The organism is Kluyvera genomosp. 2 (genome assembly GCF_036759865.1).
Lineage (GTDB): Bacteria > Pseudomonadota > Gammaproteobacteria > Enterobacterales > Enterobacteriaceae > Kluyvera > Kluyvera ascorbata_B.
Genome location: NZ_JAPKIA010000004.1, coordinates 174,708 through 197,675 on the forward strand (window position 1 = coordinate 174,708; position 22,968 = coordinate 197,675).

The 22,968-nt window shown below is 54.4% G+C and carries 21 protein-coding genes; 15 read left to right on the forward strand and 6 right to left on the reverse strand.

The genetic code is table 11. The features are described 5' to 3' along the window. Positions 1-12 precede the first annotated feature (12 nt). The 4 genes from V6942_RS05665 to V6942_RS05680 all read left to right on the forward strand — a co-directional run bounded on the left by V6942_RS05665 (position 13) and on the right by V6942_RS05680 (position 3,083). The gene (locus V6942_RS05665) at positions 13-1,086 is read left to right on the forward strand and encodes an N-acetyltransferase (protein WP_333500919.1); all 1,074 of its coding nucleotides are present in this window, start codon (positions 13-15) and stop codon (positions 1,084-1,086) included. Next, positions 1,064-1,435 carry an ASCH domain-containing protein gene (locus V6942_RS05670; RefSeq protein ID WP_115398490.1) on the forward strand — a complete coding sequence of 124 codons (372 nt, stop codon included), beginning with the start codon at positions 1,064-1,066 and terminating at the stop codon, positions 1,433-1,435. The genes V6942_RS05665 and V6942_RS05670 overlap by 23 nt, the downstream gene beginning before the upstream one ends. A gap of 78 nt (positions 1,436-1,513) precedes the next feature. Further along, the gene (locus V6942_RS05675) at positions 1,514-2,557 is read left to right on the forward strand and encodes a tyrosine-type recombinase/integrase (protein WP_333500920.1); all 1,044 of its coding nucleotides are present in this window, start codon (positions 1,514-1,516) and stop codon (positions 2,555-2,557) included. A gap of 40 nt (positions 2,558-2,597) precedes the next feature. Continuing rightward, positions 2,598-3,083, forward strand: a complete 486-nt coding sequence (locus V6942_RS05680) for a hypothetical protein (RefSeq protein ID WP_097755934.1) — start codon at positions 2,598-2,600, stop codon at positions 3,081-3,083. Between the two features lie 308 nt (positions 3,084-3,391). On the opposite strand, the gene V6942_RS05685 is transcribed toward V6942_RS05680, so the two are convergent. Further along, positions 3,392-3,937 (reverse strand): TetR/AcrR family transcriptional regulator, encoded by a 546-nt coding sequence (locus V6942_RS05685; protein ID WP_106924505.1) that lies wholly within the window; start codon positions 3,935-3,937, stop codon positions 3,392-3,394. An 81-nt stretch (positions 3,938-4,018) separates the two neighbouring features. Here V6942_RS05685 and V6942_RS05690 point away from each other — a divergent pair, with 81 nt between their 5' ends. Beyond that, positions 4,019-5,221, forward strand: a complete 1,203-nt coding sequence (locus V6942_RS05690) for an MFS transporter (RefSeq protein WP_182965786.1) — start codon at positions 4,019-4,021, stop codon at positions 5,219-5,221. Then, entirely contained in the window at positions 5,221-6,033 is an 813-nt protein-coding gene (locus V6942_RS05695; protein WP_333500921.1) for a Cof-type HAD-IIB family hydrolase, read from the forward strand. Before V6942_RS05690 ends, V6942_RS05695 begins: the two co-directional genes overlap by 1 nt. 86 nt (positions 6,034-6,119) lie before the next feature. Here the strand turns inward: V6942_RS05695 and V6942_RS05700 are convergent, their stop codons facing one another. Beyond that, on the reverse strand, positions 6,120-7,355 hold the full coding sequence (locus V6942_RS05700) for an MFS transporter (RefSeq protein WP_333500922.1): 1,236 nt from the start codon (positions 7,353-7,355) through the stop codon (positions 6,120-6,122). A gap of 273 nt (positions 7,356-7,628) precedes the next feature. Between V6942_RS05700 and ybjG the strand changes: the two genes are divergently transcribed. After that, positions 7,629-8,237 carry an undecaprenyl-diphosphate phosphatase gene (gene ybjG / locus V6942_RS05705; RefSeq protein WP_106924508.1) on the forward strand — a complete coding sequence of 203 codons (609 nt, stop codon included), beginning with the start codon at positions 7,629-7,631 and terminating at the stop codon, positions 8,235-8,237. Positions 8,238-8,308: 71 nt separating this feature from the next. Continuing rightward, entirely contained in the window at positions 8,309-9,067 is a 759-nt protein-coding gene (gene deoR, locus V6942_RS05710) for a DNA-binding transcriptional repressor DeoR (RefSeq protein WP_182965793.1), read from the forward strand. A gap of 7 nt (positions 9,068-9,074) precedes the next feature. Here the strand turns inward: deoR and dacC are convergent, their stop codons facing one another. Continuing rightward, complete coding sequence (gene dacC / locus V6942_RS05715; protein WP_106924510.1) at positions 9,075-10,277, reverse strand: serine-type D-Ala-D-Ala carboxypeptidase; 1,203 nt, start codon at positions 10,275-10,277, stop codon at positions 9,075-9,077. 232 nt (positions 10,278-10,509) lie between these two features. Between dacC and V6942_RS05720 the strand changes: the two genes are divergently transcribed. Beyond that, complete coding sequence (locus V6942_RS05720) at positions 10,510-11,130, forward strand: glutathione S-transferase family protein (protein WP_333500923.1); 621 nt, start codon at positions 10,510-10,512, stop codon at positions 11,128-11,130. A 4-nt stretch (positions 11,131-11,134) separates the two neighbouring features. Here the strand turns inward: V6942_RS05720 and V6942_RS05725 are convergent, their stop codons facing one another. Further along, on the reverse strand, positions 11,135-12,145 hold the full coding sequence (locus V6942_RS05725) for a LacI family DNA-binding transcriptional regulator (protein ID WP_333500924.1): 1,011 nt from the start codon (positions 12,143-12,145) through the stop codon (positions 11,135-11,137). A 145-nt stretch (positions 12,146-12,290) separates the two neighbouring features. Between V6942_RS05725 and V6942_RS05730 the strand changes: the two genes are divergently transcribed. The 4 genes from V6942_RS05730 (at position 12,291) to V6942_RS05745 (ending at position 17,705) form a co-directional block, all read left to right on the forward strand. Beyond that, positions 12,291-13,370, forward strand: coding sequence for a cellulase family glycosylhydrolase (locus tag V6942_RS05730; RefSeq protein ID WP_333500925.1), 1,080 nt, complete (start codon positions 12,291-12,293; stop codon positions 13,368-13,370). A 25-nt stretch (positions 13,371-13,395) separates the two neighbouring features. Beyond that, positions 13,396-14,682: an ABC transporter substrate-binding protein gene (locus V6942_RS05735; RefSeq protein ID WP_106924514.1), complete on the forward strand. Its 1,287-nt coding sequence runs from the start codon at positions 13,396-13,398 to the stop codon at positions 14,680-14,682. 208 nt (positions 14,683-14,890) lie between these two features. Beyond that, complete coding sequence (locus V6942_RS05740) at positions 14,891-16,213, forward strand: MFS transporter (RefSeq protein ID WP_333500926.1); 1,323 nt, start codon at positions 14,891-14,893, stop codon at positions 16,211-16,213. Further along, on the forward strand, positions 16,203-17,705 hold the full coding sequence (locus V6942_RS05745; RefSeq protein ID WP_181357955.1) for a sulfatase-like hydrolase/transferase: 1,503 nt from the start codon (positions 16,203-16,205) through the stop codon (positions 17,703-17,705). Before V6942_RS05740 ends, V6942_RS05745 begins: the two co-directional genes overlap by 11 nt. A 36-nt stretch (positions 17,706-17,741) precedes the next feature. Here V6942_RS05745 and V6942_RS05750 read toward each other — a convergent pair whose 3' ends face one another. Then, on the reverse strand, positions 17,742-18,125 hold the full coding sequence (locus V6942_RS05750; protein WP_106924517.1) for a biofilm formation regulator BssR: 384 nt from the start codon (positions 18,123-18,125) through the stop codon (positions 17,742-17,744). Positions 18,126-18,368: 243 nt separating this feature from the next. Between V6942_RS05750 and V6942_RS05755 the strand changes: the two genes are divergently transcribed. Further along, positions 18,369-19,517, forward strand: coding sequence for a lipase family protein (locus V6942_RS05755; RefSeq protein WP_333500927.1), 1,149 nt, complete (start codon positions 18,369-18,371; stop codon positions 19,515-19,517). A gap of 155 nt (positions 19,518-19,672) precedes the next feature. After that, entirely contained in the window at positions 19,673-21,004 is a 1,332-nt protein-coding gene (gene rimO, locus V6942_RS05760) for a 30S ribosomal protein S12 methylthiotransferase RimO (protein ID WP_182929227.1), read from the forward strand. A gap of 49 nt (positions 21,005-21,053) precedes the next feature. Here the strand turns inward: rimO and V6942_RS05765 are convergent, their stop codons facing one another. Beyond that, entirely contained in the window at positions 21,054-22,964 is a 1,911-nt protein-coding gene (locus V6942_RS05765) for a BglG family transcription antiterminator (RefSeq protein ID WP_333500928.1), read from the reverse strand. Between the last annotated feature and the right edge of the window lie 4 nt (positions 22,965-22,968).

A 22,968-nucleotide genomic window follows, 5' to 3' on the forward strand; every position in this document is an offset into this window, starting at 1 on the left:
TGAGGAAATTATATGGAAAACTTAAAATTTATAAAGTTCAGTGAAGTGAATTTCAATGATGTTTTCTTTGATTCACTGAAAAATGATTATAAACAAGGTTTTGTTGATTGGTTAAATAAAAAAAGCCTAAACCCTGAAGAAATGGCTTATGTTCTCTACAATGATGATAACACCATTGATGGGTTTATGTATTTGAAAATTGAGAATGGTTCAATTACAGACGTCACGCCAACGTTAGCCAATAAAAAACACTTAAAAATCGGGACCTTCAAATTTAATACAAAAAAAACATTGAGAGGACAACGCTTTTTAAAGAAAATATTTGACCACGCTTTAAAAGAAAAAGTAGATGATATTTACGTCACTGTATTTGAAAAGCATGATTATTTAATAAAATTATTTCAACTATACGGTTTTATTCGTTATGGTATAAAAAATTCAGCAAATGGCACTGAAAATGTTCTATTAAGAGAAATGAATCGAGAACACCTTACAGGTGATCTTCTTTCAGATTATCCTTATATTAATAACAGAGGCAATGAAAAAAAATATCTGTTATCAATTTTCCCAAAATTTCATACAAAGCTTTTCCCTGACTCTAAATTAATAAATGAGTCACCAGATATAATTACAGATGTGTCTCATGCAAATAGCATAAGAAAAATATACATATGTCGTATGAAAAATGTAACAAAAATAAGGCATCATGACATATTAGTCATTTATAGAACAACCGATGAACAAAACAGAGCATTCTACCGCTCAGTTGCAACTTCACTATGCGTTGTTGAAGACGTCAGAAATATAAACTCCTTTGCTACTGAGCAAGAATTTATAAAGTATTGCGCCAGATATAGCGTATTTTCCGAGGAGGAACTAAGAGATTTTTACAAAACTAAAAGATATCCTTATATTATTAGCTTCACATATAATCTTGCTTTACCTAAAAGAATAAACCGTGCTAAACTAATTTCAGATGTGGGTTTGAATGGTCAAAACCGCTGGAGTGTTGTTGAATTAACTGATAATCAGTTTAATAAAATAGTTGAACTTGGTGAAGTAGATGAAAGTATTATTATCAATTAAACCTGAATTTGTTGAAAAGATACTTGATGGAACAAAAAAGTTTGAGTTCAGAAAAGGGATCTTTAAAAATCCAGATGTAAAATCTGTGGTTATTTATTCGACAATGCCTGTAGGGATGATTGTCGCTGAGTTCGATATTGCTGACGTTATAGAAGATAAACCTAGTAATGTCTGGGAAAAAACTAGCCGTTACGCGGGTATCAGTAAACAATTTTTTGATTCTTACTTTCAAAGTAGGGATAAAGCCTTTGCGATTAAGATCGGTGATTTGAAAGTCTATGAACAACCACGTTTACTAAGTTCATTAGGTGACAATATTACAGCACCGCAGTCATACCGATATCTATGATGTATAAAGTTCTTAACATCATACATTGACACTGTTTATACATACAGTAAAAATGCTCTCCAAAAGGAGGGCATTTTTATGGCAGTACGAAAACTCCCCACAGGGAAATGGATTTGCGAATGCTATCCCACTGGGCGCGAAGGACGCCGTGTGCGCAAGCAGTTCGCCACCAAAGGCGAAGCACTGGCTTTTGAGCGTCACACAATGTATGAGGCAGAGACTAAGCCCTGGCTTGGTGAATCGGTAGACCGTCGAACTCTACAGGATGTCGTTGAACTCTGGTTCAAACTGCACGGCAAATCCCTGACCGCTGGCGAGCATATTTACGACAAGTTGATACTGATGGTCGATGCTCTCGGAAATCCCCTCGCCACCGATCTAACATCCAAAATGTTCGCGCACTATCGCGATAAGCGCCTGACGGGTGAAATCTACTTCAGCGAAAAATGGAAGAAAGGAGCCAGCCCGGTAACTATCAATCTGGAGCAAAGCTATCTGAGTGGAGTCTTTAGCGAGTTAGCCCGACTCGGTGAATGGACAGCACCAAATCCACTGGAGAACATGCGTAAATTCACCATTGCCGAAAAAGAAATGGCCTGGCTGACACATGAACAAATCACAGAGCTTCTGTTCGACTGTCAACGCCAAAGCCCCCTGCTCGCTCTTGTCGTCAAAATCTGCTTGAGCACCGGAGCACGTTGGCGCGAAGCTGTGAACCTGACCCGTTCTCAGGTCACGAAATACCGAATCACATTTGTCAGAACTAAGGGCAAAAAAAACCGCAGCATTCCGATCAGCAAAGAGCTGTATGAGGAAATTGTTGCACTGGACGGCTTCAAATTTTTTACTGACTGCTACTTCCAGTTTTTAGCCGTGATGGATAGAACCTCGATCGTACTACCACGCGGGCAACTTACCCACGTTCTACGCCATACGTTCGCAGCACATTTTATGATGTCCGGCGGGAACATTCTTGCTTTGCAAAAAATCTTGGGCCACCACGATATAAAAATGACTATGCGCTATGCACATCTTGCCCCTGATCACCTTGAAACAGCACTGCGTTTTAATCCATTAGCCACACTTTCCACTAAAGCAACGAGCCTTGAAGCAAACAGCTAACACGTTAAAATAGCGCACCTTCCCTTAATAGAGTAAAGCTATGTCCGGCATTGCGAATTTTTTTTCAGTTGTGGCTGCAGTTGGGGCAGTTGTAATCATCCCTGCTGCATATCAACCTATTTATCAATCATCTAAAACAAAAAACTATGAGTCTTTGGTAAAAGTTGATTGGGGCAATGAAGGTGACATCTCTACTTCTTATCCACATTTCATACATATACAGTTAGAGAAAGCAGAAGGTGATTGGACTTTTTCAGGAGAACTCACCTGCACAATTAATCCCGAAGAAAAGTTCGTCATTCAGGGTAAACTGAGATGTCTTAGGACTATAGATGCTGTAATACATCGTACTATTGGCTGGCGGGCTATTGAGATTGGAAAGGCTAAAATTAAGTATGACCGTCGCACAAATCAGTGTCGATTTATCCCACAAAAGGTTGCTCAGAAGAAACTTGAGACTGATTGCGAACGTGCAATCTTCAGCACCAGCCTCCCTTTATGGGGAAATGACAAATCTCCGGTATAAGTGGCGACAAAGTGGCGGCAGCGGTTGACATTGCCCCGTAATCGCCACTCCTTATCACTAACCTAACTTATTGATTGCCTTGCAACTCATTGTTATTTCTAACCCATTTACATAAATGGGTTTTTTGTTGCCTGAATTTCACCAACAATCTAACTATCAATAAGTTAAAAACACCCCTTCGCCCATCGCGCGGATCCTCTTTCCCTTAATTCATACGGATTAAGAACGTCACAATCACGCGTTGTCTTATGTTGCAGGTTGATGCCGCACAGGGCACGATGCTCACATTTTGTTGCCGACGGCGCGCCTTAACTCTCTCCGGCAATACGCCCGACCATTTTGCGAATATCCTCGCGCGCCAGCGGCTGGCGGTCGGTGACCAGATGCAGCGTCATCCCTTCAATAAATGCGTCCAGCGCGCGGGCGGTTACCGGATCGAACCACTGCGCCAGCGTCTGCTGGCTGCGCTGCATCCAATTTTGCATAATCGCTTTCATCGATGGCGTACTGCTTGCCAGCGCGTAAAGCTGGTACATCAGGGTCATATTTCTGGGGGTGGTCACCTGGCTGGTGAAAATCAGCTCGGCCACGGCATCACAGGCATCGGCGGGCGTCTCTACGCGGGCAAAAAAGGCGCTGTACTCTTCTGACATTCGCTCGGTAAACGTGCGGAATGCTTCACCCAGCAGCGCATCGATGCCGTCAAAATAATAGGTCATCGAGCCCAGCGGCACGTCGGCACAGGTCGCGATTTTTCGGTGCGTAACCGCACTGATCCCATGGGTTGCGATGGTCTCAAGCGTGGCGTCAAGGATGCGCTCCCGGCGCTGCGGGTCGTTCGGTCGGCGAGCCATAATTCTCCTCTTTCTGATTATGTACAAATGTACACAACCTTGTTAGTGTTGTCTGCACACTTTCCGACCCGATGCGAATGGATGACAACCTTAACCTCCCGTAAAACCCTGCAGCTGCGCATGTGGGCGCTGTTTATGTTCTTCTTTTTACCCGGTTTATTAATGGCCTCGTGGGCCACGCGTACGCCGGCGATCCGCGATATTTTGTCCGTTTCTACCGCCGAAATGGGCATCGTGCTGTTTGGCCTGTCGATTGGTTCAATGAGCGGCATCCTTTGTTCGGCGTTTTTAGTGAAACGATTCGGGACCCGGGCGGTTATTCGTACCACCATGTCATGCGCTATCTTCGGAATGATGATTTTAAGCCTGGCGCTACATGAAGCTTCAGCGTGGATCTTCGCCGTGGGGCTCGCCATTTTTGGCGCCAGCTTCGGTTCGGCGGAGGTGGCCATCAACGTGGAAGGCGCGGCCGTCGAGCGCGAGATGAAAAAAACCGTGCTCCCCATGATGCACGGCTTTTACAGCTTCGGTACGCTGGTCGGCGCGGGCGTCGGTATGGCGGTTACCGCCTTCGGGTTGCCGGCAATGTGGCATATATTGCTGGCGGCGCTGGTGGGAATCGCCCCCATCGCTATTGCCATCAAGGCCATTCCCGACGGCACCGGCAAAAACGTCGCTGAAGACGCGCAGCATCAGGAAAAAGGCGTGCCCTTCTGGCGCGATATGCAGCTGATGTTGATTGGCGTGGTGGTGCTGGCAATGGCCTTCGCCGAAGGTTCGGCCAACGACTGGCTGCCGCTGCTGATGGTTGACGGTCACGGCTTTAGCCCTGCCTCCGGCTCGCTGATTTACGCGGGCTTCACGCTGGGGATGACCGTGGGACGCTTTACCGGCGGCTGGTTTATCGACCGCTACAGCCGCGTCACCGTCGTGCGCGCCAGCGCGCTGATGGGAGCGCTGGGCATCGCGCTGATTATCTTTATCGACAGCGCCTGGGTTGCCGGCGTCTCGGTGATCCTCTGGGGGCTGGGCGCCTCGCTTGGCTTCCCGCTAACCATTTCCGCCGCCAGCGATACCGGCCCGGATGCGCCTACCCGCGTCAGCGTGGTCGCCACCACCGGCTATCTGGCGTTCCTGGTCGGGCCGCCGCTGCTCGGCTTCCTTGGCGAACATTACGGCCTGCGTAGCGCCATGCTGGCCGTACTGTCGCTGGTTCTGATTGCCGCTCTGGTGGCGAAAGCGGTGGCCAAACCCGAGCCCCGCGTTGTAATGGAGAGTCATTGATGAGCGTTAAACTGATCGCTGTCGACATGGATGGCACGTTTTTAAGCGACAAAAAAACCTATAACCGCGCGCGTTTTCTTCAGCAGTATGCGCAGATGAAAGCGCAGCAGATTCGCTTCGTGGTCGCGAGCGGCAACCAGTACTATCAATTGGCGTCGTTCTTCCCGGAGATCGCCGGTGAAATCGCGTTCGTCGCTGAGAACGGCGGCTGGGTACGGGATGCCGGTGAAGATATCTTTAACTGCGATATGCCGCGCGATCGTTTCCAGCAGATCGTAGCGTTCCTGCAAACACGTCCGGAAATCGAGATTATCGCCTGCGGAAAACAGAGTGCCTACACGCTGAAACAGTATGATGCGCGCTTCCACGATATCGCGGCCCACTACTATCACCGTCTGGAACGGGTGGAGAATTTCGATAGCCTTAATGACACCATCCTCAAGTTCGCCCTCAATATTCCGGACGACAAGGTGCCACAAATGCAGGTGCTGCTTGATAACCAGCTCGGCCATATGCTCACCGCGGTCACCACCGGCCACGGCAGTATCGATCTGATCATGCCGGGCGTACATAAAGCCCACGGCCTGAGCCTGCTGCAGGCGCGCTGGGGGATCCGCGACGATGAAGTCGTGGCGTTTGGCGACAGCTGCAACGATATCGAGATGGTAAGCCAGGCCGGCTTCGAGTTCGCGATGGCCAACGCGGCCGACGCGGTGAAGGCCGTTGCCGGTTATGCTGCACCGCACAATAACGAGGAAGGCGTACTGGCCATTATCGATAAGGTACTGAAAGGCGAAGCGCCGTTTGCCTGACCCAACGCCAGGCCCGATAAGCAAAGCGCTATCGGGCCATTTCATTCCGGCTGCCGGATGGCGGCGTTGCCTTATCCGGCCTCCTGTTATCCTGGCTGTAAACCGCTGCCGACGGTTTTATCCCGCAGGAACATCACCATCAACACTAGCCACAGTATGCCACCCGCCAGATTAAACAGGCTGAATAAGCCAATGCCGCCCAGCAGATAGCAATGCTTACTCAGCTCAATCCCTACGGTAAAGATCAGCATTTGCAGCATGCCCATTGCCGCCGACACCGTTCCTTTACTCATCTCACTGGAAAATAGCGTCAGACGCACTAGCCCGGCGTTCGCGAGGCCAATCCCGAAGGCGTAGAAGCTCAGCCCGGCGGTCATCCACAGGTAAGCGTGGGACGACGCCGCCGTCGCAACGGAGGCCAGCAGCAGGCCAAACATAATCGGGTAGCCACCGGCGATGATCAACGCACGTACCGTACGGCGTGAGGTCAACCGTGCCAGCACCAGATTGCCCAGGATCAGCGCGCCAAAAATCGGCACCTGCAGCAGCCCGTATTCATAGCTGCTGGCCTGTTCGCCACTGATAATAATAACCGGAGATTGCGCAATCCACGCCAGCAGCGGCAGGCTGACAAACCCCGTTGCCAGCGCTCCGGCCACGAAGCGGCCGTTTTTGAGCACTTCGCGATAGTCGCGCCCCAGTTCTTTAATCGACAGCTTCTCACCAATGCGGGTCGCCGTTTCCGGCATCTCTTTATGCAACCCCACATAGGCGATGACCGCCAGTACCGCGAAGAGCACAAACATGCTCTCCCAGCGCGCTACGTGAATCCACGCGGCCCCCACCAGCGGCCCCAGCAGAGGCGCAATCAGCGCAACGTTAGCCATCAGCGCGGTGATTTTTATACAGGTGGCTTCGTCAAAAGATTCCTGAATCGCTGCATACCCTACCGCGCCAATAAAGCACAGGCTGACGCCCTGTAAAAAACGCAGGAAGGTGAACTGTTCAATATTTTGCACCATCAGGGTGGCCAGGCAAGTCACGATAAACCAGATGACCCCGGTCAACATCACCGGGCGGCGGCCAATCCTGTCGGACAGCGGCCCCAGCAGCCATTGCAGAAACATGCCGCCCGCGAGATAGGCGGTCATGGACGTCGGCACCCACTCGTCGCCGGCGTTGAATTCTTTCACCACCGCCAGCATTCCGGGCTGAATCATATCGTTAGCGATATAAGTGGAAAATTCATAGAGCACGAGGCAAAGCGGAAACAGAATCGCCTTGCGCCCTAAGCGTTTCCGGGAAGGAGAGGAAGTATCCATAGATGACTCGTAACCATTATAAAAACGCGCAAGTTTAATCAATGCACAGTAGTGGTGATAGTTAATTATCACGTCAATTAACGATTTCGCACAAATTGATGTTGTTAAGATTGGCTTAAGGTAGCGCACGCTATACTGTACCCACGCCATACGCCACCTTAATATCAGTCACTTGCACGACGGTAGCGCGATTCAGACAATGCCGCTTTACCGTCCGGAAAAGGATTTTTAAGGTAGCTGTCATCAAACCGTCATCTATAAAGCCGGAACGTTATGCTGGAAAACCTGAATAACACGCTGTTTTTGCTGATCAACGCCACGCCCGCCTCTGCGGCTTGGGAGATAGCATTAGCGACCTTTATCGCACAGGATCTGATTCTGATTGTCCCGCTGCTCGCCGCCGCCATGTGGCTGTGGGGAGAACGTAAGCAGGTCCACGCCCAGCGGCACCTGGTGGTCAAGGTAGCACTGGCTATCGCCGTCAGCCTGACGCTGTCCTGGACAATGGGGCAGCTGTTCCCGCACGCCCGTCCTTTTGTGGCGAACGTCGGCCACACGTTCCTGCATCATGCGCCCGACAACTCTTTCCCCAGCGATCACGGCACAGTCATTTTCACCTTCGCGCTGGCGTTCCTGTTCTGGCATCGACTGTGGTCTGGCCTGGTGCTGATGGCCATTGGCGTGGCCATTGCCTGGTCTCGCGTCTACCTCGGCGTGCACTGGCCAATGGATATGCTGGGCGGTTTCCTCAGCGGCCTCGTTGGCTGCCTGGTGGCACAAATGCTCTGGCAGTACATCGGCGCGGCGGTTTACCCGCGTTTGCAGCAGATTTATCGTCTGGTGTTCTCCCTGCCAATTCGTAAAGGCTGGGTACGTGACTAGCACCGCGCACGCAGGTAAAATAGCGCGCTGAACCCCGGCCTTTTTGCCGGGACACGTCCATCAGAGGCACTATGGAAACACGACGCGACGAGCGAATTGGTCAACTGATTCAGGCACTGAAACGTAGCGACAAGCTGCATCTTAAAGAAGCGGCGGCACTGCTTGGCGTGTCGGAAATGACCATTCGTCGCGATCTGAACAGCGAGAGCGGCCCGGTGGTTCTGCTGGGTGGTTACGTGGTGCTGGAACCACGCAGCGTGCCGCACTACCTGCTCAGCGACCAGAAAACGCGGTTGGTCGAAGAAAAGAAGCTGGCGGCGCGTCATGCGGCAAAGCTGTTAAAAGCGCACCAGATGGCGTTTTTTGACTGCGGTACAACCACGCCGTGGATCATCGACGCCATTGATAATGACCTGCCCTTTACCGCCGTGTGCTACTCGCTGAACACGTTCCTTGCGCTACAGGATAAACCTCACTGCCGGCCGATTCTCTGCGGCGGTGAGTTTCACGCCAGCAACGCCATTTTCAAACCGATCAGCGAGCAAGATACGCTGTCGCACCTGTGTCCGGACATCGCCTACTACTCTGCGGCGGGTATCGACATTGAGATGGGGGCAACCTGTTTTAACCTTGAAGAGCTGCCGGTGAAGCACTGGGCGATGCGCCAGTCGCGCTATCACGTGCTGGTGGCGGATCACAGCAAATTTGGCAAAGTGCGCCCTGCCCGCATGGGCGACCTGACGCGCTTTGATGTGATTGCCAGCGACATCTGCCCGGACGACGAGCTGGTGACGCTGGCGAAACAGCAGCAAATCTCGCTGCTGTATTAGTCGGCGATTAAGCGAACCAGCTGCCAAACCAGTCGTGGAATTTCATCAACACGAAATCCACCATACGACTGAAGAAACCACCCTCTTCGACCGCTTCCATCACGATCAGCGGGCGCTGCTCGATGGTTTTGTCGTTGAGTTTAAAGTCAATGGTCCCGACCACCTGACCTTTGGTTAACGGCGCCGTCAACTGAGGCTGGGTCAACGCAAAGCTGGCCTTCAGGTTTTTCAACTGGCCTTTCGGAATGGTCACTGACCCGCCTTCACCGGCGCCCAGATTCACTTCGCTCTTATCGCCAAACCACACGCGCTGGCTGACGAACGTGGCATCTGGTTTAATTGGGGTGACGGTTTCATAGAAGCGGAAGCCCCAGGTCAGCAGTTTTTCCGATTCGTTAAAGCGCACGCGATCGCTCTTGGTGCCCAGCACCACGGCAATCAGCCGCATATCGCCCTGAGTAGCCGACGAGACCAGGTTATACCCTGCCCCGGCCGTCGTGCCGGTTTTCACCCCGTCGACGTTAAGGTTGCTGCTCCACAACAGGCGGTTGCGGTTCGGCTGGCGGATATTGTTAAAGGTGAACTCTTTCTCTTTGTGTACCGCGTACTCTTCCGGCACATCGTGAATCATCGCTTTGGTCAGCAATGCCATATCACGCGCCGTACTGTACTGCCCCGGGGCATCCAGGCCATGCACGGTTTTAAAGGTGGTATTGGTCAGGCCGATTTTTTGCGCATAGCCGTTCATCAGGCTAACGAAAGAGTCCTGACTGCCGGCGACGTAGTCAGCGATGGCAATACTGGCATCGTTACCCGACTGAATGATCACCCCTTTATTCAGGTTCTCAACGGAAACCTGTTCACCGGGCTTGAGGAACATCACCGATGACCCGCGCAGCGCCGGGTTGCCGGTGGCCCATGCGTCGCGGCCCACGGTCACCATATCGGTCAGCTTGATTTTATTCGCCTTCAGCGCCTGGCCGACGACGTAGCTGGTCATGATTTTTGTCAGACTGGCCGGATCCAGTTTTTCATCGGCATTGCCTTCCGTCAGCACCTTACCGCTGGCGTAATCCATTAAAATCCACGCCCTGGCATCGATGGCCGGAGCATCAGGAAGCTGCTCTGCCGCCTGCGCTATCGGCGCGACCAAAAGTAAAAGCACAGAGCCTGCCATCAGGCTGCGAAAGGCGTTAGCGTTACACATCATAGAAGCCACCCAAGTATCCATTCCCAAAAACACGCCACGACAGTACCGTGTTGCACCAGGCCGTGAGTAATAGCGTAGAAACTCTCTCAAAGAAACAGTGAGTTGGTAAAGTTTTTTAAGTTTACGCAAGATCCCCGGCTTGTGCTTAAAACCTGACATTTTTTTTGATCAAGATTGCGTAAGCGTTAACTTTGGCTCACATTGAACTTTCGCGAAAAAAACGGGAGTGACTATGGTTACGCTGTGGGGAAGAAATAATTCAACAAACGTGAAGAAAGTACGCTGGACGCTGGCCGAGCTCGACCTGCCCTACGAGCAGATTATGGCGGGCCAGGGCTTTGGCGTGAACCGCGACGCGGCCTACCTGGCGCTCAACCCGAACGGCCTGGTGCCGATGCTAAAGGACGGCGAAGACGTGCTGTGGGAGTCCAATTCCATCGTGCGTTATCTGGCGGCACAGTATGGCGCGGACAGCCTGTGGCAGAGCAAACCGATCGCGCGCGCCAAAAGCGAAAAATGGATGGACTGGGCCAACGAGACGCTGTCGCCGGTGCACCGTAAGATTCTCATCGGGCTGGTGAGAACCCCCGCCGAGCAGCGCAACATTGCGGAGATTGAGGGCGCGATCGTCGCCTGCGAGCCGCTGCTAGCGATACTCGACAACACGCTAGCCGGGCAGCGCTGGCTGTCTGGCGACCGCTTTGGCGTGGGCGATATTGCCGTCGCGCCGTTCGTCTATAACCTGCTGGAAACGGTCAACACCTGGCAGCCGCGCCCGCATCTCACCCGCTGGTATCAGCAGCTCGCCGAGCGCCCGGCGTTCCGCGAGGTGGTGATGATTCCGGTCAGCTAGCCCCTCAGGTGCGCTGGCTGCTGCCGCGCACCTGTAATTTCCCCACCAGCCGGATATGCGCGGCGGTATCGTCGCCCTCGCACAGGTAACTCACCGCCATTCTGCCCAGTTCATTATAAGCCAGCTGCACGCTGGTTAACGATGGCGTCAGCTGGTGCGCAATGCGCTGATCGTCATAACCGCACACCAGCACGTCTCCCGGAATCGACACGTTTAAGGTGGCCAGCGCCTGGTAGCAGCCCAGCGTCATCCAGTCGCTGGCGCAGAAAATCGCCTGCGGCGGCTGCGGCAGACGCATCAGCTCCAGCGTGGCTTTAAAGGTCGCGTCCAGCGACCAGTCGGTTTGTTTGATGAGCGCCTCATCGACCACGATCCCCGCCTGTTCCAGCGTTTGACGATAGCCTTCCAGACGCAGCACGCTGGCGTCCATCCACTCATCGCCCATGATGTGGGCGATACGCGTCACACCCTGCGCCAGCAGATGGTTGACCGTCTGGCAGGCGTTAGCCCGATCGTCCGGCAAAAAGGTCGGCAGCAGCGGACGATGAGGATCGTACTGATTCAGCAGCACCACCGGCTTATTCAGCAACGGTTCAAAGGGTGAAAAATCAAACGCGCGCGTCACGGAGCTGGCCAGGATCACACCTGCGCAGTTGCGTCGATCAAGCTGGCGCAGAATCTGCGCAGCCAGCTCCATATCGTCGCCATAGTCGTACACGCTCAGCAGCGTATCCCGCTGCCAGGCGGTGCTGCTGGCTTCGCTAATGGCGTCAACGAACGGGTCATAGTTCGGCATCCCGCACAGCAGCATGGCTATCTCTTCCTGCCCGTCCTGACGGTGCGGCACGATAATCTTCTGATAGCCCAGCGCCTGCGCGGCGGCATATACCCGCTCGCGCGTGGCGTCGCTCAGGCGAATGGCGCGGCTATTGTTGAGCACCAGCGAAACGGTCGCCTGCGAGACACCGGCTTCCCTGGCGATATCACTCATCGTTATCTTATTTTTTTTCTGCATGATTACTCCTTGACGTCGCCGACTATAGCACAGTTATCCAACGGTTTTTTTGTGAACGCCCCAGCATATTGGCAGCTTTGGGATTGCGTATCTCTCGTCAGTTAATAAATATTAGCTAATAATTATTAGTGATGGAGATACAGAAATGCATTCGCAATGGACCGAATCTCAGGCGCAAGCATGGTTTCAACAGCATGGCTGGGCCTGTGGCTTCAACTACCTCCCGCGCAGCGCGGTAAACTGGACCGAAATGTGGCAGGCGGAGACCTTTGATATTGCCACGATCGACCAGGAACTGGGCTGGGCGCATGACTATGGCTACAACGCGCTACGCACCAACCTGCCGTTTATCGTCTGGGAGGCCGATCGCGACGGCCTGCTGGCGCGCATCGACACCTTCCTCAGCGTGGCGGCAAAGCACAATATTCAGGTGATGCTAACGCTGATGGACGACTGTGGTTTTTCCGGCGACGAGCCGTACCTCGGGCCGCAAAAACCGCCGCGTGACGGCGTACATAACAGCCAGGCGGCCGCCAGCCCGGGACGCGCTATTGTGATGGACCCCGACCAGTGGCCGCGCGTAGAAGCCTACGTGCGCGACGTCCTGACCCGCTTCAAAGACGATGACCGCATCACCATTTGGGATCTTTACAACGAACCGGGCAACCGCGGCATCAACCTGTCGCCGACGGAATCGATGGAGTATGACGAAGCGCTGGAAACCTTCGCGCTGGAGCTAATGACCGCGACTTTCGGCTGGGCGCGTGAAGTCGGCCCGACTCAGCCGCTGACCGTCGGCGCATGGCACATCGACCATGAAAAATACGGCACGCTGGAACACCCGATCGACGCGGCCGCCATGGATTTGTCAGACATCATCACCTACCACAACTACAACACTGCCGCCCGCCAGCTCAGCGTGCTGGAAAGCCTGACGGCGCGCAATCGTCCCATCCTGTGCACAGAGTGGCTGGCTCGCCATATGGACTGCGTCTTCAGCGAACAGCTACCGCTGTTTTGCGCCTTTGCTGCTGGCTGCTATCAGTGGGGTCTGGTACAGGGCCGCACCCAGACCTGGATCCCGTGGACCAGCGTCAATAAAAACCACCCGAACCCGCGGTCGCTCTGGTTCCACGACGTGCTGACGCCAGAAGGTAAGCCGTGGTGCGAACAGGAGATGCGGCTGGTAAAAGGCTTAACAACCTGGCGTCGGCAGCAACACTAACTCGTTGAACACGGAGGATTCATCCATGAAAAAGTCTGTTTTGTTCCTGCTTGCCTGCTGCAGTTTCGCCGCGATGCCGATTGCGCACAGCGCCGATCAGGTGGAACTCCGTTTTGCCTGGTGGGGCGGCAAAGCCCGTAACCAGGCAACCTTAAAAGCGCTGGAAGCCTTTGAAGCCCAATATCCCAACATCAAAGTGAAGGCGGAATACACCGGCTGGGACGGTTTCTACTCGCGTCTGACAACGCAGATCAACAGCAATACCGAAGCCGACGTTATCCAGACCAACTGGAACTGGCTGACGCTGCTGTCGAAAACCGGCGACGGCTTTTACGATCTGAATAAGCTCAGTAAACCCATCGGCCTTGACCAGTTTTCCCCCGAGTCACTGGCCAGCACCACGGTCGACGGCAAGGTAAACGCGATTCCGATTTCCGCTAACGTGATGCTCTTTTACTACAACGCCGCCACCTGGAAAAAAGCGGGCGTTGCGCTCCCGCAAACCTGGGACGAGCTGCTGAAAGCCGGTCCGGTATTCAAAGAGAAGCTGGGCGATAACTACTTCCCGCTCATTCTGACCGAACAGGACGCGCTGCTGCTGCTGAACTCCTACGTTTATCAGGGTAATCAGAAACCGATGGTGGATGAAAAAACCCGCAAGCTCGGCTGGAGCCACGCCGATCTGGTAGAAGCGTTCACCTTCTACCGTAAGCTGGTTGACGCCCACGCGGTGCCGGATGCCCGCACCATGGCCTCGTTTGGTAAAGGCGTAGCCTACGAGATGAAACCGTGGATTAACGGAGAGTGGGGCGGCGTCTACAACTGGAACGTGCTGTATACCGCCGAGTCGCAGAATTTGCCGAATCCGTCGGATCTGGTGATGGGGCCCTACCCAATGCGTGAAGGAGCCAAAGATGCCGGTCAGTTCCATAAAACGGCGCTGATGTTCTCGGTGAGCAAAAACACCCGCCATCCCCAGGAAGCGGCCATGTTGATTAACTTCCTGATGAGCGAAAAAGACGGCGTCATCCCCGTGGCGCTGGAGCGTGGCGTGCCGCTGAGCAAGGCTGGCGAAACGATTCTGCGTGAAGCGGGCCTGCTGACCGACGACGACCCGGTGATTTCGGGCCTGCTTCAGTCCGCATCGTTGCCAAACAAATCGAAAGCGCTGCCTTATCTGGAAGATCCGCAGTTTGGCGCGCAGTTCAGCGCCGCGCTGCAAAGCATCGACTACGGTAAGGCGACGATCGATCAGGCCGCCAGCAACTTTGAGGAACAGGCTAACCGCATTTTGCGCCGCATTATGCGTTAAGCGCGACGGGGCGGATGCACGTCATCCGCCCAAAACCCTTGTTGTCGTAGGCCTGGTAAGGCAAAACCGCCATCCGCGAATCTTGCGCCGATTTACCGGGGGCACTGCGCCTTATCGGGCCTACACAACATCCTTCCCAACATCTGAATCACCGCTTCATTCATTTTGCTTTTCTCACCGCGCCCCATAGGGGACGAAAGGATTGATTATGAATTCCGCTGCTTCAGGCCGTCTGTCCGCTGCCGCAAAACGCACCGTGCTGGCGAGCTTTCTTGGTTCAACCTTCGAATGGTATGACTTCGTGCTGTATACCACCGTTTCGACGCTGGTCTTTAATCAGGTGTTTTTCCCGGAACAAAGCGCCGCCGTCGGCACGCTCTCCTCGCTGGTAACGGTCGCGATGGGCTACGTTGCGCGCCCGCTGGGCGCGGTAATCTTCGGCCATTTCGGCGACCGCGTCGGGCGTAAAAAGCTGTTGGTCGCCACCATGCTGATTATGGGCATTCCGACGCTGATTATCGGCTGCCTGCCGAGCTACGCGCAAATCGGCACCGCCGCGCCGGTTATCCTGATTATCTGCCGAATCCTGCAGGGTGTTGGCCTCGGCGGTGAATACGCTGGCGCGGCGCTGGCCACCATCGAATCGGTTCCGGAATCCCAGCGCGGCTTCTATGGTGCGATTCCCCAGCTCGGCAACCCGGTGGGCGGCGCGTTAGGGACCATTCTGGTGCTCTGCTGCACCTACTTCGCCGGTGATGAGCTGTTCGCCGCCTGGCTGTGGCGCGTGCCGTTTTTGCTGTCCGCTATCCTGCTGGTGTACGCGATGGTTGTCCGCGTCCGCATGGAGGAAACCGGTGATTTTTCCCGGCTGGTTAAAGAAAATAAGGTCGAAAAAAGCCCGGTCATGGCGGTGCTACGCCATCACTGGAAAGCGCTGCTGCTAGGGCTTGGCGCCCGCGCCTCCGATGCCATTTCCGGCAACGTGGCCGGTTCAGTAGTCATCGCCTACGTCGCCACCTATTTGCACATGAGTAACTCCATTGGCCTTGTCGCCACGCTGGTCCCCACGTTGATTGCCATCCCGCTCATGCTGATTACGGGCAAAATTTCTGACCGCGTGGGGCGCAAACGTATTTTCGTTCTGGGCATGGTGCTGGTTGCGCTGTCGATGCTGCCTATGTTCGCCATGCTCAACACCCAAATCGTGCCGGTGATGGTGCTGGGTGTCATCATCATGCGTATCTGCAACATGATGCCGTTTGCCGTTCAGTCGGCGTTCCTCGCTGATATTTTCCCGGTGGAGGTGCGCTACACCGGCGTCTCGCTGGTGTATCAGGTGTCTGCCATTATCGGCGGCCTGACCCCAGCCGCCTGCCTGACCCTTCTTATCTGGGCCGACGGTAATGCTTACGTGCTGGCGCTGGTACTCACCGTTGTCTGCGCACTTTCCGCACTGTGCGGCATTGCCATGCGTCCCAGCGTGCGTCGCGATACCGCCACCGACTACCAAAGGAGCCACCATGGCGCATAATGAACGTCCTGATATTGTGCTGGTCATCACCGATCAGCAGCGTGCCGATCACTGCGCGCGAGAAGGTTTCCCCCTCGACACCACCCCGTTTATGGATGCGCTGGCGCAGGACGGTGCCTGTTTTGACCGCGCCTACACTACCGCCCCGCTGTGCTGCCCGGCGCGCACCAGCCTGTTTACTGGCCGCTATCCATCGGCGCATCGGGTGGTAGAAAACTCGGCGGCGGAGCTGGCGGTGCCGGGTGAAAACCTGTTTGCCGTCGCGCGTCGCGCGGGCTACGCCACCGCGATGGTCGGGAAAAACCATACCTGGCTGTCGGCCAGCGACGTCGACTATTGGGATGAGTTTTCACACGAAGGCCGCGTGGTGCCCGAGAGTGAATGGACCGCTTTTGAACAGTGGCTGCACGACCTGCGCCACCGCACTGCCATCCAGGCCACGCCGTTCCCGGTCGAAGAGCAAAACCAATTCCGTATCGTGTCACGGGCGCTGGCGTGGGCCAACCAGCAACCGGCGGATAAACCGCTGCTGCTGGTTGTCTCCTTCCCCGAACCGCACAACCCTTACCAGGTGCCGGAACCGTGGTTTTCGCTGTTTCCCCCCGACAGCCTGCCGCCGCTTTTCCCAGACGCCAACGATCGGGCCAACCAATCTTTTGCCTGGCACTACCTGCACGACATTGGCGTTGAGTCGGACCCAAATTACGATCATCACATCGCACGGGCGCGCGCTAACTACTGCGGTATGCTGCGACTGATTGACGATCAGGTAAAACGGCTGCATGAAGGATTGGCTCACCGCCACCAGCAACGTGCGCGCTTATTGGCCATAACCGCCGATCACGGCGATTATGTCGGCGCATTTGGTCTGTTGCGTAAAGGCGCGGAGATACCGGAGATGCTTGCCCGCATTCCGCTGATCGTGAGCGGTGACGGCATCGTACAGCAGCGACAACACGCTTTTGTCTCATTAGCGGATATGATGCCCACCTTCTGCGAAGCTATGGCCCAGCCGCTGCCGCTGAGCGTGCAGGGACGCAGCCTGCTGCCGATGCTGCGCGGTGAGTCATGGCCGGAAGCCGAGTTTGCCAGCGTCTATATCGAGCAGGGATTTGGCGGGCTGCCCTACACCGCCGACGATATTCCAATGCACTCGCATCCGGGCATTATGTGGGATGATGGCGAGAACATACCGCGGCTTGATGAACTGAATGCCATCACGCAAAGCGGTCGACATCGCAAAATTCGCAGCGGCGACTGGTCACTGTTCGCCAGCATGACCGGCGAGTTTCGCCTGTTTAACATTGCTGACGATCCCTTTGAGCTACATAACCGTTGGAACGACCCGACGCTGAGCGACGTGCGCTCAACAATGCTGCAATGGCTCGCTATCTGGCAGATGCGTGCCGAAGATCCATTACCCATTAAGGCCTACTGCCGGAAAACGGATCCACACGGTTATCTCGCGCCCTATGCCGAATTCCCGTGCTAACCATCACAATACAGGGGGAGTCACCTCCCCCTGATTTCAGACCTGCACTGCGTGAGACTCGGCCTCCAGTTTATGGATACTTTTTGTCAACGCCGTCAGGCAGCGTTCCAGCGTTTCGACGTTAACCGCAATATAGGCGGGGCAGTCATAGCGCCCGCTCATCAGACAGACCGCAGCGGAGGCCATTGCCTCGCCCGCCTGCCGCATTGTTTCAAGTTCATTTAGCGAAGTGCACAATTTCAAAGCCACCGCGTTTTCGCGCAGTTCGCCACACAGTTCGAGCAGGTTAGTACGCAGATGATCGTTTTCACCGACTGACATATACCCTTTAGCCTTCCGCAGCTGCAAATAGGCATCAAGGTCAATCCGCGCGCTAATGAGCCGCCTCACCAGCTTGCGTTTCAGTTTGCTTTCCGTCATGCATTTACCTCCCTTGCCACCCATTGGCATTTTCATTATGTGATTACTTAACGTACAAAATACTGCGCGACATCAACAATTCATTATTTGCAACATATTTAACAATGAAACAACTTCACGACGCGACTGACAGCAGAAAAGCGGCCCCTGCGCCTTCCCGTACTATCCTGATTTGATTGACCCTGCGTTCACGCATCGCCGACTACACTGTGACTATTCAGGCTACAGAAAAGGATGTAATGAATGTTACTTCAGGAAAAGCTGCGGGCTGGCGCGTCCGCATTACTGCTCTTGTCGGTTAGCGTCGCTCCCGCCATTGCGGCGCCGACGGACACCAAAAGCCGTGAAAGTATTACCACGCTGAGCGCCAATCACGGGCTGAGCGAAGCCGCCCAGCAATATCTGATGCACTACCCTTCGCGCAGCGGCGTGGACGGGCATTCGTCACGCATCGACTCTGCGGCGGTATTTCTTCCCAAAGGGAAAACGCCGGAAGGCGGATGGCCGGTGGTTGTTTGGGCGCATGGTACCGTTGGCGTCGCCAATCAGTGCGCCCCCTCGCTCAATGAACGCACGGCAAGAGACAAGCAGTATCTCAACACCTGGCTTTCTCTGGGCTACGCCATCGTGGCGCCGGACTACGCCGGGCTCGGCTCGGAGGGCGTGCACCATTATCTGAATGCCCGTGGGGAAGCGTGGAGCATACTGGACGGCGTTCGGGCCGCGCTGCACCAGTTTCCACTGAAAAATGAACTCATTCTTGTAGGCCAATCGCAGGGCGCACATGCGGCATTTTCAAGCGCAGGTTTTCAGCCGCAGTACGCACCTGAGCTGAACATCCGTTCAACGGTGCTGACCGGCACGCCGTATTTTGCCGCCAACACCACCGCAGCGGATATTCTGCCACCTGCGAGTGCAGGCAATGCGCAGGCCGGTGATCCTAAAATCCCCTATATTTTCTATATCTACCTTGCGGCCGCCGACGCAGACCCGTCGCTGAAGCCGTCAGATTATTTCCAGGACAGCGCGCTCCCCCTGCTGGAACAGGCGAAAAATCTGTGTATTACGCCGCTGACGGAAAAAACCATGCAGGCCGGTCTTAACGCCGGCAATACGCTGAAACCGGCCATTGAATCCCTGCTGAGTGCGGGTATCAACACCATGCTGTATCCAACGATGCATATTCAGCATCCGGTATTTATTGGCATTGGCAGCGTCGATATCAATGTCCCCACCGCCATGCAGATGCGCTTCTCCGACGCCGTTAAAGCCGCAGGTACCCAAACGGAAGTGCATATTTATGAAGGGCTTGATCACAGCGGTACCGTCAACCCGTCGCTTCGCGACTCTATCCCCTTTATTGTCCGGGGAGACACGGTGACAAAACCGTAGTCCTATCCAGGTCGGCGGCCCTTCTCCGCTGATGCTGCTGGCGATTTTCTTCGCCTGCATCATCAGCGTTCATCGCGTATTATTGACGTATAGTTTTCCTACCATCATGGTAGAATCCCCGCTTTTCCTGGCCCCAACTTTTGAGCAATGTACATATGTCAGACAAATCACCTCATCGCCAGCCCACAATTGGCTTTGTATCTTTAGGCTGCCCGAAAAACCTCGTGGATTCCGAACGCATCCTGACCGAACTGCGTACTGAAGGCTATGACGTCGTGCCCAGCTACGATGACGCCGACATGGTTATCGTCAACACCTGCGGCTTTATCGACAGCGCAGTCCAGGAATCCCTGGAAGCTATCGGCGAAGCGCTGAAAGAAAACGGCAAGGTGATTGTGACCGGCTGCCTCGGTGCTAAAGAAGATCAAATTCGCGAAGTGCACCCGAAGGTACTGGAAATTACCGGTCCGCACAGCTACGAGCAGGTGCTGGAACACGTACACCACTACGCACCGAAGCCTCAGCACAACCCGTTCCTGAGCCTGGTGCCGGAACAGGGCGTTAAGCTGACGCCGCGCCATTACGCCTATCTGAAAATTTCTGAAGGCTGTAACCACCGCTGCGCATTCTGCATCATCCCATCTATGCGCGGCGATCTGGTAAGCCGTCCCATTGGTGAAGTGCTTGCCGAAGCGAAACGTCTGGTTGATGCCGGCGTGAAAGAGCTGCTGGTGATTTCTCAGGATACCTCCGCCTATGGCGTTGACGTGAAGCACCGCACCGGCTTCCACAACGGTGAACCGGTGAAAACCAGCATGGCCAGCCTGTGCGAACAGCTGGCTAAACTGGGCGTCTGGGTCCGTCTGCACTACGTTTATCCGTATCCGCACGTTGATGATGTCATCCCGCTGATGGCAGAAGGCAAAATCCTGCCGTATCTCGATATCCCGCTGCAGCACGCCAGCCCGCGTATTCTGAAACTGATGAAACGCCCGGGTGCCGTTGACCGCCAGCTGGCACGTATTAAGCAGTGGCGCGAAGTTTGCCCAGAGCTGACCCTGCGTTCGACCTTTATCGTCGGCTTCCCGGGCGAGACGGAAGAAGATTTCCAGATGCTGCTCGACTTCCTGAAGGAAGCCCGTCTCGACCGCGTCGGCTGCTTCCAGTACAGCCCGGTTGACGGCGCCTCCGCCAACGATCTGCCGGACCAGGTACCGGATGACATTAAGGAAGAACGCTGGAACCGCTTCATGCAGCTGCAGCAGCAGATCTCTGCTGAGCGTTTGCAGGAGAAAGTCGGCCGCGAAATTCTGGTTATGATTGACGAAGTCGACGAAGAAGGCGCGATTGGCCGCAGCATGGCCGACGCTCCGGAAATCGATGGCGCGGTATACCTGAACGGCGAAAGCAACGTGAAGCCGGGCGACGTCGTGCGTGTGAAGGTAGAAAACGCCGACGAATACGACCTGTGGGGCAGCCGGGTGTAATTTCAGCATGCCTTTCCCCGCAGGGGAAAGGCATGATTCAGGATAAATACTACAAAAAGTACTTCTGCGACAGCGCCATAAACGCCGCATAGCTTGTGCACTGGCTCAACGCGTCAATCACATCATCATCAAGAATGTTGGTCAGATAGTCATATATCAGCATACTATCGACGAAGGCATCCTCGCTGATGGCCAGCATAAATACCAGCTTCACCGTTTTTCCCTCATCCCACTCAATCCCCTGCGGAAATACCGCAACGGTCACCATGGTGCTCAACGCCACTAGCCCCAGCGGATGCGGGATAGCCATTTTGTCATCCAGCAGCGTTGAAGCCCGGCTCTCCCGCTCCAGCACGGATGGCAGATAGTGTTCATCCACCCGCCCCTGACGCACGAGCCCGGCGCAGAGAAACTGCATCAGCGACGCTTTATCATGGGGGCAGTCGGTAAATATAAAAAAGTGTTCGGCAGAGAAATAGTTCGCCATGGTCGGCGGCGGCGGCGATTGTGCGTTCAGAAAATACTTCATATTTTCCAACTGCCAGCGTTCGGGTAAAGGCGGCAGATGAATCACCCGCCGGTTTTTCTCCGTCACCGCCACCAGGCTAATGACCAGATTTTCGTCAATATACTCGGCGGCATTGTACTGCTCCACCGAGATACAGCGCGCAATCGCCAACTGTGGATACATGCGGATTATTTTCTGGCATACCAACCTGGCCGGTGCACCGCCCTGCTCACTGACCACCAGCGCGCTCAGGGTACAATCGGCGTTCTTGAGATGTGTCTCTTCCAGAATGGCGCCAATGTGCATGACCAGATACCCAATTTCATCATCGCTTATGGGGCCAGAGAAAAAATGTTCCAGCTCGCTGAAAACCGCCAGGGTCATTTCGTACATCAGCGGGTAGTGGCGCTTTATCTGCTCGATGAGCGGGTTGATAATCGTAATTCCGTGGTTTACCCGAATGCGCATCGCTTTAATATGGCTCAGCAGGCTGGCGCGGGATACATCGTCGTAGAAAACATCGCAAAACCAGGATGCGCTGACGTAGCTGAGAAAATGGTTCATGATCGTCAGTTCGGCGGCGTCGCCATCAGGATTCACCGCCGACACGGAAGCCGCGTGTGTACAAAACGCCGCAAGGTGCATCGCCAGGTAACTGACTTCACTGCTGAGCACGGCTGAGGTTGCACCATTTAGCAGGTGGAAAATATCTTCAGCGGCGGAGTTAAATAGCCGATCCCCGGCGTCGAAAGACGCCTCCAACAACCAGTGCTCTTGCCGTATCCGCCCCGCGCTAATAGCGCAAATCAGGGTAAAGAAGCGCAGATTAACATCGCTCAGCTGCAGCCCACGCTCAACCACATACCCACCCAACGCCTGCTTAATCTCCGATATTGGGGCAAGCGTATCAAACAGCGCAGCATATTCATCATCCGCCTCTTTCGCCCGCAGCAAATGGTCATAAATACAGCGGCGCAGCGCCATCTCGCTGCCTTGAAGTTTATAGCAATCGGCACCTTCACTGTGAATGACAATGTCGTAGAGTGCAAAGTGGCGTTTCAGCAGGGTGATGTCGTTACGCAAGGTGTACAGACTAATAAACCATGTCGACTCCAGAATCTCCAACGACACCTCCGCCTCTTGCCGCAGCAACGCCGTAAGCAGCGCACGGCGCCGCTCTCCGGTCGCCCGTGATTCTTTCCACGGTTTTTGCGATTGTTCAAGCAGCGTGTGGTGGCCAGCCGGGTTATCAACCTGAATCGAAAAGCCCGTTTTACGATCGTAGATGAGACGGTTGCCCGCTTCGCCAACGATGTCACTAAGCGTTTTGAGATCGCTGCGAATCGTCCGCGTTGAGACATTCATGGCTTTAGCGAGCGACACCTGCGTCGCCGTACCCTGCGCGATCTGGATAAAAATATCTCTGACTCGCTTATTGGTGAACAGTCTCATCTTT

What these genes read in the sequence shown, in the direction of transcription:
- deoR (WP_182965793.1), top strand. Translation starts at nt 8,309, where the DNA reads ATGGAAACACGACGCGACGAGCGAATTGGTCAACTGATTCAGGCACTG.
- rimO (WP_182929227.1), top strand. Translation starts at nt 19,673, where the DNA reads ATGTCAGACAAATCACCTCATCGCCAGCCCACAATTGGCTTTGTATCT.
- V6942_RS05765 (WP_333500928.1), bottom strand. Translation starts at nt 22,964, where the DNA reads ATGAGACTGTTCACCAATAAGCGAGTCAGAGATATTTTTATCCAGATC.
- dacC (WP_106924510.1), bottom strand. Translation starts at nt 10,277, where the DNA reads ATGATGTGTAACGCTAACGCCTTTCGCAGCCTGATGGCAGGCTCTGTG.
- V6942_RS05740 (WP_333500926.1), top strand. Translation starts at nt 14,891, where the DNA reads ATGAATTCCGCTGCTTCAGGCCGTCTGTCCGCTGCCGCAAAACGCACC.
- V6942_RS05720 (WP_333500923.1), top strand. Translation starts at nt 10,510, where the DNA reads ATGGTTACGCTGTGGGGAAGAAATAATTCAACAAACGTGAAGAAAGTA.
- V6942_RS05700 (WP_333500922.1), bottom strand. Translation starts at nt 7,355, where the DNA reads ATGGATACTTCCTCTCCTTCCCGGAAACGCTTAGGGCGCAAGGCGATT.
- V6942_RS05695 (WP_333500921.1), top strand. Translation starts at nt 5,221, where the DNA reads ATGAGCGTTAAACTGATCGCTGTCGACATGGATGGCACGTTTTTAAGC.
- V6942_RS05735 (WP_106924514.1), top strand. Translation starts at nt 13,396, where the DNA reads ATGAAAAAGTCTGTTTTGTTCCTGCTTGCCTGCTGCAGTTTCGCCGCG.
- V6942_RS05745 (WP_181357955.1), top strand. Translation starts at nt 16,203, where the DNA reads ATGGCGCATAATGAACGTCCTGATATTGTGCTGGTCATCACCGATCAG.
- ybjG (WP_106924508.1), top strand. Translation starts at nt 7,629, where the DNA reads ATGCTGGAAAACCTGAATAACACGCTGTTTTTGCTGATCAACGCCACG.
- V6942_RS05670 (WP_115398490.1), top strand. Translation starts at nt 1,064, where the DNA reads ATGAAAGTATTATTATCAATTAAACCTGAATTTGTTGAAAAGATACTT.
- V6942_RS05750 (WP_106924517.1), bottom strand. Translation starts at nt 18,125, where the DNA reads ATGACGGAAAGCAAACTGAAACGCAAGCTGGTGAGGCGGCTCATTAGC.
- V6942_RS05725 (WP_333500924.1), bottom strand. Translation starts at nt 12,145, where the DNA reads ATGCAGAAAAAAAATAAGATAACGATGAGTGATATCGCCAGGGAAGCC.
- V6942_RS05665 (WP_333500919.1), top strand. Translation starts at nt 13, where the DNA reads ATGGAAAACTTAAAATTTATAAAGTTCAGTGAAGTGAATTTCAATGAT.
- V6942_RS05690 (WP_182965786.1), top strand. Translation starts at nt 4,019, where the DNA reads ATGACAACCTTAACCTCCCGTAAAACCCTGCAGCTGCGCATGTGGGCG.
- V6942_RS05680 (WP_097755934.1), top strand. Translation starts at nt 2,598, where the DNA reads ATGTCCGGCATTGCGAATTTTTTTTCAGTTGTGGCTGCAGTTGGGGCA.
- V6942_RS05755 (WP_333500927.1), top strand. Translation starts at nt 18,369, where the DNA reads ATGTTACTTCAGGAAAAGCTGCGGGCTGGCGCGTCCGCATTACTGCTC.
- V6942_RS05685 (WP_106924505.1), bottom strand. Translation starts at nt 3,937, where the DNA reads ATGGCTCGCCGACCGAACGACCCGCAGCGCCGGGAGCGCATCCTTGAC.
- V6942_RS05730 (WP_333500925.1), top strand. Translation starts at nt 12,291, where the DNA reads ATGCATTCGCAATGGACCGAATCTCAGGCGCAAGCATGGTTTCAACAG.
- V6942_RS05675 (WP_333500920.1), top strand. Translation starts at nt 1,514, where the DNA reads ATGGCAGTACGAAAACTCCCCACAGGGAAATGGATTTGCGAATGCTAT.